At 58.3% G+C, this 13,932-nt stretch carries 9 protein-coding genes; 1 reads left to right on the top strand and 8 read right to left on the bottom strand.

Going from position 1 to position 13,932, the window contains the following annotated elements:
- Nucleotides 1–66 precede the first annotated feature (66 nt).
- From lpdA to GOW48_RS20120, 8 genes are all read right to left on the bottom strand, one after another.
- Nucleotides 67–1,800: a dihydrolipoyl dehydrogenase gene (gene lpdA / locus GOW48_RS20085; RefSeq protein ID WP_170755882.1), complete on the bottom strand. Its 1,734-nt coding sequence runs from the start codon at nt 1,798–1,800 to the stop codon at nt 67–69.
- An 11-nt stretch (nt 1,801–1,811) separates the two neighbouring features.
- Nucleotides 1,812–3,062, bottom strand: coding sequence for a dihydrolipoyllysine-residue acetyltransferase (gene aceF / locus GOW48_RS20090; protein WP_170755883.1), 1,251 nt, complete (start codon nt 3,060–3,062; stop codon nt 1,812–1,814).
- Between the two features lie 27 nt (nt 3,063–3,089).
- Entirely contained in the window at nt 3,090–5,744 is a 2,655-nt protein-coding gene (aceE, locus tag GOW48_RS20095; RefSeq protein WP_170755884.1) for a pyruvate dehydrogenase (acetyl-transferring), homodimeric type, read from the bottom strand.
- A gap of 33 nt (nt 5,745–5,777) precedes the next feature.
- The gene (phbB, locus tag GOW48_RS20100; protein WP_170755885.1) at nt 5,778–6,500 is read right to left on the bottom strand and encodes an acetoacetyl-CoA reductase; all 723 of its coding nucleotides are present in this window, start codon (nt 6,498–6,500) and stop codon (nt 5,778–5,780) included.
- A 161-nt stretch (nt 6,501–6,661) separates the two neighbouring features.
- On the bottom strand, nt 6,662–8,353 hold the full coding sequence (gene dld / locus GOW48_RS20105; protein ID WP_170755886.1) for a D-lactate dehydrogenase: 1,692 nt from the start codon (nt 8,351–8,353) through the stop codon (nt 6,662–6,664).
- Entirely contained in the window at nt 8,350–9,537 is a 1,188-nt protein-coding gene (locus tag GOW48_RS20110; protein ID WP_170755887.1) for an alpha-hydroxy acid oxidase, read from the bottom strand. The genes dld and GOW48_RS20110 overlap by 4 nt, the downstream gene beginning before the upstream one ends.
- 14 nt (nt 9,538–9,551) lie before the next feature.
- On the bottom strand, nt 9,552–11,615 hold the full coding sequence (locus tag GOW48_RS20115) for a TRAP transporter large permease subunit (protein ID WP_170755888.1): 2,064 nt from the start codon (nt 11,613–11,615) through the stop codon (nt 9,552–9,554).
- A 114-nt stretch (nt 11,616–11,729) separates the two neighbouring features.
- Nucleotides 11,730–12,779, bottom strand: coding sequence for a TRAP transporter substrate-binding protein (locus tag GOW48_RS20120; protein WP_170755889.1), 1,050 nt, complete (start codon nt 12,777–12,779; stop codon nt 11,730–11,732).
- Between the two features lie 351 nt (nt 12,780–13,130).
- On the opposite strand from GOW48_RS20120, the gene GOW48_RS20125 reads away from it, so the two are divergent.
- A complete protein-coding gene (locus GOW48_RS20125; protein ID WP_170755890.1) occupies nt 13,131–13,925 on the top strand; it encodes a FadR/GntR family transcriptional regulator in 795 nt (264 codons plus the stop codon).
- Nucleotides 13,926–13,932: the final 7 nt, after the last annotated feature.

Consider the following 13,932-nt stretch of genomic DNA (forward strand, 5'->3'; position numbering starts at 1 on the left):
GTCATCGCGACCCGGTTCTCACCGTCCAGTATTTCCTTTGGTGTGCCTAGCTTCATGGGTCAGGTCCTAGTGGCGTTTCTTGGGTGGCATCAGGTCGGTGATCGTGCCTTCGAACATTTCGGCCGCGAAATTCACCGTCTCGCTGAGCGTCGGGTGAGGGTGGATCGTGTGACCGAGATCGACCGCATCTGCGCCCATCTCGATGGCCAGAGCTGTCTCGGCGATCAAGTCACCCGCGTTCGTGCCCACGATGCAGGCCCCCACTACGCGTTGATCTTCGGGATCGAAAAGCAATTTTGTGATGCCTTCGGACCGGCCATTGGACAGGGATTTGCCTGATGCAGCCCAAGGGAACACGCCTTTTTCGACCTTGATGCCTTTGGTCTTGGCCTCGGTCTCGGTCAGGCCACACCATGCGACCTCGGGGTCGGTGTAGGCGACCGAGGGTATAAGCTTGGCGTCGAAGAACCGCTTGTGACCAGCGGCCACTTCGGCGGCGACCTTACCTTCATGCACTGCCTTGTGTGCCAGCATGGGCTGGCCGACCAGATCACCGATGGCGAAAATATGCGGCACGCCTGTGCGCTGCTGGTTGTCCACGGCGATGAAGCCACGTTCATCCACCGCAACACCCGCCTTTTCTGCGTCGATCAGCTTGCCATTGGGCTTGCGGCCCACGGCGACCAGCACCTTGTCGAACGTGTCGGTGAAGCTTTCGCCCTTGTCATCCTCGAACGTGACTTTCAGGCCCTTTTTCTGAGGCTCTATCGCGGTCACTTTGGTCTTGAGGAAGATGTTCTCGTACCGGCCCTTAATGCGGTTCATCAAGGGTTTGACGATGTCCTTGTCGGCACCGGGGATGATCTGATCCATCAGTTCGACCACGGTGATGTTCGACCCCAAAGCGTCATATACACAGGCCATTTCCAGACCGATGATACCACCACCAAGAACCAGCATCCGTTTGGGCACATCCGCCAGTTCCAACGCCCCGGTCGAGTCGATCACGCGATCGTCGTCATGCGGGATGAAAGGCAATTCAACCGGTTCAGAGCCCGCAGCGATGATACACAGGTCGAATGAAACGGTGGTCATGCCATCATCACCCACAACTTCGATCATGTTGGGGCCCGAAAAACGGCCATAGCCGCGCACGATCTGAACCTTGCGGCCTTTGGACAGGCCGTCCAGTCCGCCGGTCAGCTTGCCGACAACGCTGTCTTTGAAGGCGCGCAGCTCGTCCAGGTCGATCTTCGGTTTACCGAAGCTAACCCCGTGTGCGCCCATCTCTTCGGCTTCGGTGATGACCTTGGCTACGTGCAGCAGGGCTTTTGAAGGGATACAACCCACGTTCAGGCAGACGCCGCCCAGTGTCGGGTTGCGTTCGATCATGACCACCTTCTTGCCCAGATCGGCAGCACGGAAAGCGGCGGTGTAACCACCGGGGCCAGAGCCCAGCACAACCACGTCGGCATGCACATCGCCCTGACCAGTCGCCGTGCCGGTGGCGGCCACGGCTTGCGGCGCGGCGGCGTGGGCCTCTGCCGGAGCAGCTTCGGGCGCGGCCCCATCGGCGGCTTCCAATGTCAGGATCAACGCACCTTCCGAGACGTTATCGCCTTCGGACACGGCAATCGAAACCACTTTGCCTGCGGCGGGGGAGGGGACCTCCATCGTGGCTTTGTCGGATTCCAGTTCGATCAGTGGGTCCTCGGCGGCGACAGTATCGCCGACCGAGACAAGAATGCTGATCACGGGTACATCGGAGAAATCACCGATATCGGGTACTTTGACGTCCATCTGATCTCTCCTTACCACATCAGCTTGCGCATATCGCCCAACAGCGTCTTGAGCGTCACGCAGAAGCGCGCGGCCAAGGCGCCATCGACGGCACGGTGGTCATAGCTAAGCGACATTGGCTGCATCAGGCGCGGCACAAATTCCTCGCCATTCCAGACCGGCGCCATTTTCGAGCGGGTCAGGCCCAGGATTGCCACCTCGGGTGCGTTGACGATGGGCGTAAAATGCGTGCCGCCGATACCGCCCAACGACGAGATCGTGAAGGTCGCGCCCTGCATGTCATTTGACTTCAGCTCACCTGCGCGGGCCTTGCCAGACAGCTCCATCAGGTCCTTGGAAATCTCGACAATCCCCTTACGGTCGGCGTCCTTGATGACCGGAACCACCAGCCCGTTGGGCGTGTCAGCCGCGAAACCGATATTGTAGTAGGATTTGCGGATCAGCTTGTCGCCATCGGGGTGGATGGACGAGTTGAACTCCCAATGCTGTTTCAACGCACTGACCGAGGCTTTGACGACAAAGCTGAGCAGGGTAACGCGATAGCCTTCTTCCTTGGCCATCGTGTCCATTTCCTTGCGGTACTTGTCCAGATCAGTGATGTCCGCCTCGTCATTATGCGTCACATGCGGGATATTCAGCCAGGACCGGTGCAGGGCAGGGCCCGACAGCTTTTTGATCCGCGGCATCTCCACATCTTCCACGGGGCCGAATTTCGAGAAATCGACAACGGGGATCGGAGGGATGCCCATGCCGCCCGCCGCACCGGCAGCAGCCGGGGCCGCCGCGGTTGAGGCTTTCAGGAACTTGGTGACGTCTTCGCGCAGGATGCGACCCTTACGGCCCGAACCGTTGACTTTGGACAGGTCGATATCCAACTGGCGCGCAAAGGCGCGCACCGATGGCGAGGCGTGAGCCTTGCCGAACCCACCATCCACAACGGGTGCGGGTGCCGGGGCAGCAGGCGCTGCGGCCGGTGCCGAAGCGGCAGCAGGTGCGGGCGCAGCCTCGGCCGGGGCGGCAGAGGCCCCTTCGCCTTCCAGCAGCAGGATCAGCGCGCCCTCAGACACATTGTCGCCCTCGGCCACTTTGATTTCCTTGACGACACCAGCCGCCGGGGAGGGAACCTCCATCGTTGCCTTGTCGCTTTCCAATTCGATCAGCGGATCTTCGGCGGCGATGGTGTCACCGACCGAGACCAGAATGCTGATGACGGGAACGTCCGAGAAATCCCCGATATCCGGGACTGTTACTTCGATTGCCATGTCTATGTCTCCTCGTGCCCCGTGGCCTTAAACCAACCGGGGGTTCGGCTTGTCGCCGTCAATTTCATATGTCTTGAGCGCTTTCTCGAGCTCGGCCTTGGTCACGGCACCTTCGCGGTACAAATCGACCATGGCGGCCGCCGCGATGTGGTTGGCGTCGACCTCGAAGAACCGGCGCAGGTTCACCCGGCTGTCCGAGCGGCCATAGCCATCCGTGCCCAGCACGGTGTAGCGGCCCGGCACAAAGGCGCGGATCTGTTCGGCGTAGTTCTTCATATAGTCGGTGGCTGCGATGATCGGGCCCTTGGCTTTGGACAGCTGCTCGGTCACGTAAGGCACACGTTCTTCGGCCAGCGGGTCCAGACGGTTGGCGCGCGCCGCGTCCTGACCATCGCGGGCCAGTTCGTTGAACGAGGTTGCCGACCAGATATCCGAGGTCACGCCGAAATCTTTCTTCAGCATCTCGGCGGCTTTCATCGCCTGAACCAGAATGGTGCCCGAGCCCATCAGATTGACGTGTTTCTTGCCGGGCTTTTTGACCTCCTGGAACCGGTAAAGCCCCTTGATGATGCCTTCTTCCGCGCCCATTGGCATGTCGGGGTGGGCATAGTTTTCGTTCATCAGGGTCAGGTAGAAATAGATATCCTCCTGATTACCATACATCCGTTGCAGGCCGTTCTGGATGATCACTGCGACCTCATAGCTGAAGGTCGGGTCATAGGTGATGCAATTCGGAATGGTGCCCGCAAGGATATGGCTGTGCCCATCCTCGTGCTGCAACCCTTCGCCGTTCAACGTGGTCCGTCCGGCAGTGCCGCCCAGCATGAAGCCCCGCGCGCGGCTGTCACCCGCAGCCCAGGCCAGATCGCCAATCCGCTGGAACCCGAACATCGAGTAGTAGATGAAGAACGGGATCATCGCCACGCCGTGGTTGGAATAGGACGTCGCCGCCGCGATCCAGTCGGCCATGGCTCCAGCCTCGTTGATGCCTTCCTGCAGGACCTGACCGTTGGTCGTTTCCTTGTAGAACATCATCTGATCGGCATCTTCGGGGGTATAGTTCTGACCCGCCGGGTTGTAGATGCCAACCGAGCGGAATAGCCCTTCCATCCCGAAAGTGCGGCTTTCATCGGGCACGATCGGAACCACGTTTTTGCCGATCCCTTTGTCACGCAGCAGCGTTGTCAAGATGCGGACAAAGGCCATGGTGGTCGAAATCTCGCGCTCCCCGGTGCCTTTGAGCTGCGCTTCGAACTTGGACAGGTCCGGGATATCCAGAGCGGGTGCGGTGCTGTCGCGTTTGGGGAATTCCCCCCCCAAAGCTTTGCGCCGGTCTGCGAGATAAGCCTTCTGTGCATTGTTCAGCGACACGAATGGCGCGTTTGGCAGATCTTCGTCGCTAACCGGGATTTGGAACCGGTCGCGGAAGGCGCGCAGTTGATCTTCGGCCAGTTTCTTTTGCTGGTGCGTGGTGTTTTGTCCTTCACCAGCCGAGCCCATGCCATAGCCTTTTACGGTTTTCACCAACAGGCAGGTTGGAGTGCCCTCATTCTCGGTTGCGCGTTTGAACGCGGTAAAGACTTTCTCAGGGTCGTGTCCGCCCCGGCGCAGCGCCCAGATTTGATCGTCGGTCCAGTCTTCGACCAAAGCGGCAGTCTCGGGGTATTTGCCAAAGAAATGTTCGCGGATATAAGCGCCGTCCTTGGATTTGAAGGTCTGGTAGTCCCCATCGACCGTCTCATCCATCAACTGGCGCAGTCGGCCGGTGGTGTCTTTCTCCAACAGCTGATCCCAGCCTTTGCCCCAGAGCAGTTTGATGACGTTCCAGCCTGCGCCGCGGAAGTCGCCCTCAAGCTCTTGCACGATCTTGCCGTTGCCGCGTACCGGGCCATCCAAGCGTTGCAGATTGCAGTTGATGACAAAGATCAGGTTGTCCAGACCTTCGCGCACGGCAAGGTCGATCGCACCCCGGCTTTCGGGTTCGTCCATCTCGCCATCGCCCAGGAAACACCACACCTTGCGGTCCGCCATGTCGATATGGCCCCGGTTGTGCATGTATTTCATAAATCGTGCCTGATAGATCGCCATCAATGGGCCCAGACCCATCGAAACGGTCGGGAACTGCCAGTAATCCGGCATCAGCCACGGGTGGGGATAGCTGGACAGACCACCTCCGCTGACTTCCGAGCGGAAGTTTTCCAACTGCTCTTCGCTGATGCGACCCTCCATGAAGGACCGGGCATAGATGCCGGGGATCACGTGGCCCTGAAAGAACACCAGATCGCCGCCATGGATCGCTGATTTCGACCGCCAAAAGTGGTTCAGGCCAATGTCATACATGACCGCCGACGACGCGAATGAGGCGATGTGGCCACCATATTCGCTGCTGACCTTGTTGCGCCGCACCACGGTGGCCATCGCGTTCCAGCGGTTGATCGTGCGAATGCGCCATTCCATGTCCTGATCGCCGGGAAAGGCATACTGATCATCGACAGGAATGGTGTTCTGATAGGGCGTGGTTGCCGAAAACGGCAGGGTCGCCCCAGCAGCGCGCGCCTTTTGCACCGCTTTGTCCAGCAGGAAATGTGCGCGATTGGCGCCATCCCGTTCGATGACGTCTTCGATGGCGTCCTGCCACTCCTGAGACTCGATTGGGTCGATGTCGGGTTCAAGGTCTTTCATTTGGCAGGATCCTTTCTTGTGTATGTCCGGGCGTTAGCTGAAGAACTGCGCGCCGTTGGCAGAGATGGTCGAGCCGTTGATGAACTGACTGTCATCCGAGGCCAGGAAGGCCACGCAGCGGGCGATCTCCTCAGGCTCACCCAGCCGTCCCGCCGGGATTTGGGCTATGATCGAGTCGCGCACCTTCTCGGGTACGGCCATGACCATCTCGGTTGCGATGTATCCGGGGCAGATCGCGTTGGCGGTGATGCCAGCCCGCGCGCCCTCTTGCGCCAGAGATTTGACGATACCCAGATCGCCCGCCTTGGTTGCGGCATAGTTCACTTGCGCGAACTGACCTTTCTGACCGTTGATCGAACTGATGACGATGATACGGCCAAACTTGCGCTCGCGCATACCGGGCCAGATTGGATGAACGGTGTTGAACACACCGGTCAAGTTGGTGTCGATCACGTCTTTCCACTGGTCCGGGGTCATCTTGTGGAATGGTGCGTCGCGAGTGATGCCTGCATTGGCCACGACAACGTCAATGGGTCCGAGGTCCGCTTCGACTTGCGCGATACCTGCGGCCGAGGCTTCGTAATCGGCAACATTCCACTTGTAAGTCTTGATACCTGTCTCGGCGGTGAAGGCGGCGGCCTTTTCATCGTTGCCTGCATAAGTCGCGGCTACATTATATCCTTCAGCCTTCAACTTTCTGGAAATCGCTTCGCCGATACCCCGGCTACCACCGGTTACAAGTGCAGTACGTGTCATTTTCAATTCCTCCAATTAGTCAGAAACTTTGACCTAACTCACTTTGTTACGTAGCGTAATTTTCAGCGTACGGATAGGCCTGAGCGGAATACCAGCTATGCGTCTCAGGAAAAGTTTAACGTTAAACTATCTGAAAAACGCCACGCATAACCTTGGGCGATTTACTTGATCCCTTCGCCATAGTTGCGGGATTTTGACATCTTGCCGATCCCCGGATTGAAAGAGTTTGTCGGATCGCAACACGTGTAATGCGCCGCAAGATCGGGCTTGGCTTTATAGAGGTGCCCGACATTGTGTTCCGCCGGATATTCGGCACCACGCGCATCGAACAGCTTTAGCATCGCAGCTTTTAGTGCTTTGGGATCTGCCCCTTTGCGCACCACATAGTCCTGGTGCATCACGTGACACATGAAGTGGCCATAGTAGAGCTTGTGAACAATCTGATCGCCGATCTCGGGCGGCAAAACCTCAAGCCAATCACGATCATTGCGGCGCAGGGCTACGTCCAGCGCGATGATGTCTTCAACCTCATCTGCGTGGATCGCCATGTAGCGCACCGCAGCACCAGCGGCTGCAAACCGGTGCAGGCCCGCAATCTTGGCTTCGCGGGGGGTACATTCGAAGAAATCTGCATCGCGCCCTTCGAAGAAGCCGGGCAACCAGTCGCGGATCGCTTCGATGCCCTCGTCCTTCATTTTCAGGATCAGATGATGTTCAAAGGCGTCTCGGTATTCGATCATCCTCTTGGGCAGGACCTGCGGCAGGAGGCTGACTGCGGCCTGCATGAACCGGTCGGTGAAATTGCGCAGAAAAGGAATGCGCCGTAAACGTGCATCCACTGCGCCCTTCAGCGCAAAGAACATCGGCAAGCGATCTGTGCCCAACTTGTCGATCATCCACACAGTGTCCTTACCGTAGGCCTTAGTGATGTCGAACACGTCGCGCTGCATGTACTCGGCCGAGACTGGCAGGGACGCGAATTGCGACAGGATATACCGGCGCAACTCGGCCAGATCGTCTGGGGAGTTGGTTCCGATATAGAAAACCTGTTCAGCCTCGTTTTTGGCGAAAGTGTCCAGACGCACGGCAAACACAGCCACTTTTCCGGCTGAACCCGCAGATTCAAACAGCTTCGCCTTATCCGCATTGTATCGTGCGGGCGTTTCGGCATCCACGTCGCGCACGATCTGCGCATAGTCACTGGCCGAGGCGCGTTTATTCGTAGACCCCGGATTGCGCTCGAACTGACCAGCATCGAGATTTGACAGGATCTGTTCCGGTGTCTCACCCAGATCAATGCCCAAGTGGTTGACCAGCTCTAACGTGCCGTCTTCGGTGATGCGCGCATAGACCGACAGCTCGGTGTAGACCGGCCCGCGTTCAACCAATGAACCGCCCGAATTGTTGCAGACCCCGCCCACAATCGAGGCCCCGATGCACGAAGATCCGATCACCGAGTGCGGCTCACGCCTCATTGGGTCCAGCAACTTTTCCAGCGCAAAGAGCGTGGCGCCGGGAAAGCTGATGACTTGTTCGCCGCCGTTCAGCGGAACCAGAGTATCCATGCGACGGGTATTGATCAGAACCACATCGCGGTCATAGTGACCCGAGGGTGTCGACCCTTCGGTCAGTCCTGTATTGGCGGCCTGCATGATGACGATCTTGTCGGCGGCGACGCAGGCTTGTAGCACCTTCCACTGCTCAAGCAGAGTGCCGGGCTGTACGACGCACAGCGCCTCGCCTTCACCCGACCTGAACCCACGGCGGAACCGCTCGGTGGCGCGTGCGCCGGTCAGCACATGGCGTGACCCGACGATTGCGCGGAAGTCGGATATGAGGGCATCGTTGGTCATGCCGCGTTCCGATGCGCCTGTCCCTGAACCGTCACCGGGTCGCGAAACCGCAGATTGGCGCGCGACAGTTGATCAACCCGCGTGACGCCCATCAGCTTCATGTCGCGTTCGATCTCGGCCCGCATCAGCCCCAACGCGCGTTCGACACCGGGCTGACCGGCAGCGGCCAGCGGATACAGATAGTGCCGTCCGACACCAACCGCTTTGGCCCCCAGAGACAGCGCCTTCAGCACATGGGTGCCGCGTTGAATGCCGCTGTCCATCATCACGTCCAGCTTGTCGCCCACCGCATCCACGATCTCGGCCAGTTGGTCGAAAGGTGTGCGCGAGCCGTCCAGCTGACGTCCGCCATGGTTCGACAGGATGATCCCGGTGCAGCCGATCTCGGCCGCGCGGCGGGCGTCCTCGACGGTCATGATCCCCTTGAGGCAGAACTGACCGTCCCATTCCCGAACCATCTGGGCCACATCGTCCCAGTTCATCGACGGGTCCAGCATTTCGGTGAAATAGCCACCGATCGAGCTGGCTCCGCCGCTCATGTCCACGTGTTCGTCCAGTTGCGGCAGGCGGAATTTCTCGTGCGCGACATAGTTGATGCCCCACATCGGTTTGATAGCAAACTGGATCATGCCGCCCAGCGTCAGCCGGAACGGGATCGAGAACCCCGTGCGCAGGTCACGTTCGCGATTGCCGCCGGTGATGCTGTCTACGGTCAGCATCATCACCTCGACACCCGCCTCTTTGGCGCGCTGCATCATGGCCGAGTTCAGGCCCCGGTCTTTGTGGAAATAGAACTGATAGACCTGCGGGTTTTTGTGTTTCTGGCGCAGTTCCTCCAGCGAAACGGTGCCCAGCGAGGATACGCCGAACATGGTCCCGTATTTCTCGGCCGCCGCCGCCACGGCCCGCTCGCCCTGATGGTGGAACAGGCGCTGCAGTGCGGTGGGCGAGCAATAGATCGGCATGTCCAGCTTTTGCCCCATGACGGTGACGGACATGTCCACGTCTTTGACCCCGCGCAACACCGATGGCAGCAGATCGCAGCGATCAAAGGCGTTTGTGTTCTCGCGATACGTTACCTCATCATCCGCGCCGCCGTCGATATAGTTGAAGATCGGTCCCGGCAGGCGGCGCTTGGCCAGTTGGCGGAAATCGTGGAAGTTATGGCAATCGGTTAGACGCATGTCTCTTCCTCCTATCAATACGCGACGGATGGCAGCCAGGTGGCCAATGTGGGCCACAAGAAGACCAACGCCAGCCCGGTCAGTTGCAGCAGGACAAACGGGATGATGCCCTTGTAGATGTCGGTCAGTTTAATCTCTGGCGGGCAAACGCCCTTGAGATAGAACAAGGCAAAGCCAACCGGAGGTGTCAGGAAGCTGGTTTGCAGCGTGACTGCAACTAGGATCACGAACCAGACCAGCGCGGGTTCGTCCAAGACGCCAAAGCCGGGGATGTCGATGCCCAGCCCATTCACGATCGGGCGCATCAGGGGCAGGACGATCAGGGTGATCTCGATCCAGTCCAGCACAAAGCCCAGCAGGAAAACGATGAACAGGATGAACAGGATCGTGCCATTGGCTCCAAAGCCGGTGGACTGAACCACATGTTCGATCAGTTCATCGCCGCCAAGTTCGCGTAGTACATAAGAGAACACGGTCGCGCCTAGGAAGATTGCGAAGATATAGGCGGTGGTGTTGAAGGTCGACACCAACACGTTCCACAGCTTTTGGAAGGTCAGCTTGCGATAGCCCAAGGCCAGCAGGGTCGCACCCAGTGCCCCGATGCCTGACGCTTCGGTCGGCGTGGTCAGGCCCGCAAAGATCGAACCGAGCACGGCGAGGATCAGCATCAGCGTCGGGATGACCGCGATCAGCACGTCCTTGACGGCGGCCCAATCGGGGGCCTTGGCGCCTTCGGGTACAGGGGCTGCGTCGCGTTTAATCAGCGCAAGGATAAAGATATAGCTCAGATACAGCCCACCGATGATCACACCGGGGAAGACGGCGGCCATGAACAAATCACCCACCGACAGCGCCATCTGGTCGGCCATGATCACCAGCATGATCGAGGGCGGGATCAGAATGCCCAGCGTACCGGACGCGGAAACCACGCCAGCGGCCAGTGTCGGTTGATATTTCTGCTGCATCATCGAGGGCAGCGAGAGCACGCCCAGCAACACGACAGACGCACCGATGATCCCGGTTGAAGCCGCAAGGATGATCCCGATCAGGGTCACGGTGATCGCCAAACCTCCGCGCACTGTGCCAAAGAGGCGCTGCATCGAGGACATCAGGCGCTCGGCCACGCCGGATTCGTCCAGCATCAGACCCATGAAGATAAACATCGGCAAGGCGACCAGAACCGCATTGGACATAGTCGCATAGACCCGATTTACCACCGCGCCCAACGTCAGATAGTCCAGCCCGGTAAAGGTGCTTTCCAGCCCCGTCCAAAGCATCAGGTCGTTGTCGAACAGATAGGCCAGCCCGCAATAGGCCACACCCACACCGGCCAGCACCCATGCCACCGGGTAGCCAGTGAACAGCAGCGCGATGAAGGACAGGAACATGGCGATGACCAGCTTTTCCTCGGTGGTTTCCACCAGGAATGTCAGGCCCACACAGATCGCGGCAAAGACGGCCAGAACCAGCAGGACGCGACGCAGCGGCGCGCCTTCGCGTTCGCTCTCGGGTCCGTAGATAAGCGCGTGGCCATCATGGATCAGTCGGGCAAGGGCGGCGAGCGCCAGTAGCACAAAGCTGATCGGAATGACCGCTTTGAACGCCCACCGTGCCGGAAGGCCGGTCGGACTGTCGGACCGTTCGTTGACGCGGAAGCTTTCGTAGAAATAATCATACCCCTGGTCGATCATCAGATAGATGAACGGGGTCAGCAGCGTCAGGATGCCGATCACCTCGATCACCCGCTGAGCGCGGCGGGAAAGCTGCATATGCAGCACGTCCACACGCACATGACTGTCGGTGATCAGGGCGTAGGAGATACCGATCATCGTCACGATGCCGTAGAAATGCCATTGGATCTCGTCCAGTTTGGGATAGTTCTGGCTGAACAAATAGCGCAGTGAAACCTGAGTGAAAATCGCGGCCATCAGCAGCACATTGGCCCACATCACCACATGGCCAACGGCCTTTACGCTGGTGTCTAGGGCAACAGCAATTTTTTGGCGGTCTGTATCGGGATGTTCCAGGAGGCCTTCATAGGCTTCGACCGGATCATTGACGTTCTTTGGCGTGGCCATGGGTAATCCTCCCTCGGTTGATCGGCGCGGGCGCGATCAAGGCTTTGCAGGCAGTGGTCCTTTGGATATCCGGGGCGGAAGAGCCCGCCGCCCCGGACGCGTCAGTCGTTCAATTTACTGACGAGGGAGGAACGCGTTTGTTTTCCACAGGTCATAGCCTTCGCGGAACTCAGTCATGTCGGCCATGACTTTGGCAAAGAAGGAGTCGTTTGCAGCTTCTTCAGCAGCAACTTCTTCCCAAGTGGCGCGGAAGGTGTCCAGCATCTCGGGCGACCATTGCTTGATGGTGACGCCGTTATTTTCGACGTTGTCGAGCAACGCGGCGTGCTGAATGGCTTCGCCTTCGGCAAAGCTGTCTGTCATCGACGCTTTGCAGGCATTTTCGATGATCGCCTTGTGCTGATCGCTGGCTTCGTTCCAGACATCCTTGTTGATCATCAATTCGAACACGGTTGCCTGCTGGTGCCAGCCGGGGAAGTAGTTGTACTTGACCAGCTTGTGGAAGCCCAGGCGAGCATCGATAGCGGGCATCGAAAACTCGGTCGCGTCGATTGCGCCTTTTTCCAGTGCGGGGAAGATCTCACCGCCTGGCAGCAACGAGGTTGCGACGCCCAGCTTCTGCATGACTTTGCCGCCCAGGCCAAAGAAGCGCATCTTCAGGCCGTCCAGATCTTCGGGGCTGTTGATCTCGGTTGCGAACCAGCCCGAGGTTTCCGGGGCAATGATGGCGCAGGGCATGACGTGCACATTATAGCCCGCCTGGTCGTACATTTCCTGATACAGCGCGCGACCGTTTCCGTAATACATCCAGGCCATGTATTCGCCGGCTTCGGGGCCAAACGGAACGGCCGAGAACAGCGGTGCGGCGGGGATTTTACCCGCCCAGTAGCCAGCGGTGGTGTAACCCGAGTTGATCTTACCAGTCGACACCGCATCCAGAATCTCAAATGGCGGAACCAGCTTGCCCGGCTCATAGACCTTCATCTTCAGCGTACCGCCCGACATCAGCTGCAGCTGCTCGGCCACGCGTGGAATCGGCGAGCCCAGACCCGGCAGTTCGGTCGAGAAGGCGATAGGTGTTTTCAGCAGCAGCTTGTCGGCGGCAAGTGCGGGTGCGGCGATCAAGCTGGCAGCGACTGCAAGGCTCGTCAGGGTCTTTTTCATGAATTCTCCTCCGGGATGGTTCGGACGCAACGTCCAATCAATCTGTGACGCTAGGTTATCTGGCGCCTTGAGTGGTCAATAAAGTTTACCAACATATCCAGTCAACAACTTTATTTACCACTGGATCATGTGGCCGCAGGCACAAACTGCCTTACGTCTCGATCGGTGGATAATTTCTGACTTTGTGCGAGAAGTTCAGGAATACAGAATAAAATAATTTAAAACAGACTATTAAGGTAATTCGTCAGGTGAGCCTGTTCGCGCAGAAACTAGTTGAAGTTTGGCGTCTCAAAGGTTATTTTAATTTACCAGTAAGAACGACTGAGCCCAAACCACAAAAGGCCGCGCGTGATGACACCAACTGCGATTTTTGAACCAATCGGCCACGAATCGCTTGCAGATGCGGTGGTTGCCCAGGTCGAGGATCTTATTGCTTCAGGTATTCTCAAGCAGGGCCGCAAACTGCCTTCCGAACGCGATTTGGCAGAGATGTTGCGCGTGTCCCGGCCTAAACTGCGTGAAGCGCTACATGTTCTGGAAGAGCGTGGTCTGGTCACAACCCAACACGGCGAAGGCACTTTTGTGGCCGCTTTGACAGGGCAGGCAATGATGCCTGCTTTGCTGGCATTGTACGAACGCCACGAGCCTGCCTTTTTCGACTATCTTGAGTATCGCCGCGAACAAGAAGGCTTTGCTGCGCGACTGGCCGCGCGCCGCGCGACTAAGGCCGATAAAGAACGGATCACGGAAATTCTGGCCGAAGATGACCGAGCTTGGCGCGCGAATGATCCGGCTGCTTCTCGTGAGGCTGACTTTGCCTTGCACGCAGCAATTGTCGACGCAAGCCAGAATGCCACGCTTATTCACATGATGGCCTCAATCTATGAATTGACTCGCCAAGGCGTTTTCTACAACCGCGAGTTCCTGAAAACCATTGACGGAACCGGCGAGCGATTGGTGCAACAGCACAAAGAACTGGGTGAGGCTGTCATTGCGGGCGACGAGGCGCGTGCCGAACAGGCCGCATTCGACCATATTGATTTTGTAGAGGAGTCTTTCCGCTTGGGAATTGAAAGACGCCGGCGAGAGACAATGGCCGAGAAACGACGCATGCTTTCAAGTTCTAAGCCGACACCCAATTCCTGAGAGCAAG

Source organism: Ruegeria lacuscaerulensis (assembly GCF_013033355.1).
Taxonomy (GTDB): domain Bacteria; phylum Pseudomonadota; class Alphaproteobacteria; order Rhodobacterales; family Rhodobacteraceae; genus Ruegeria; species Ruegeria lacuscaerulensis_A.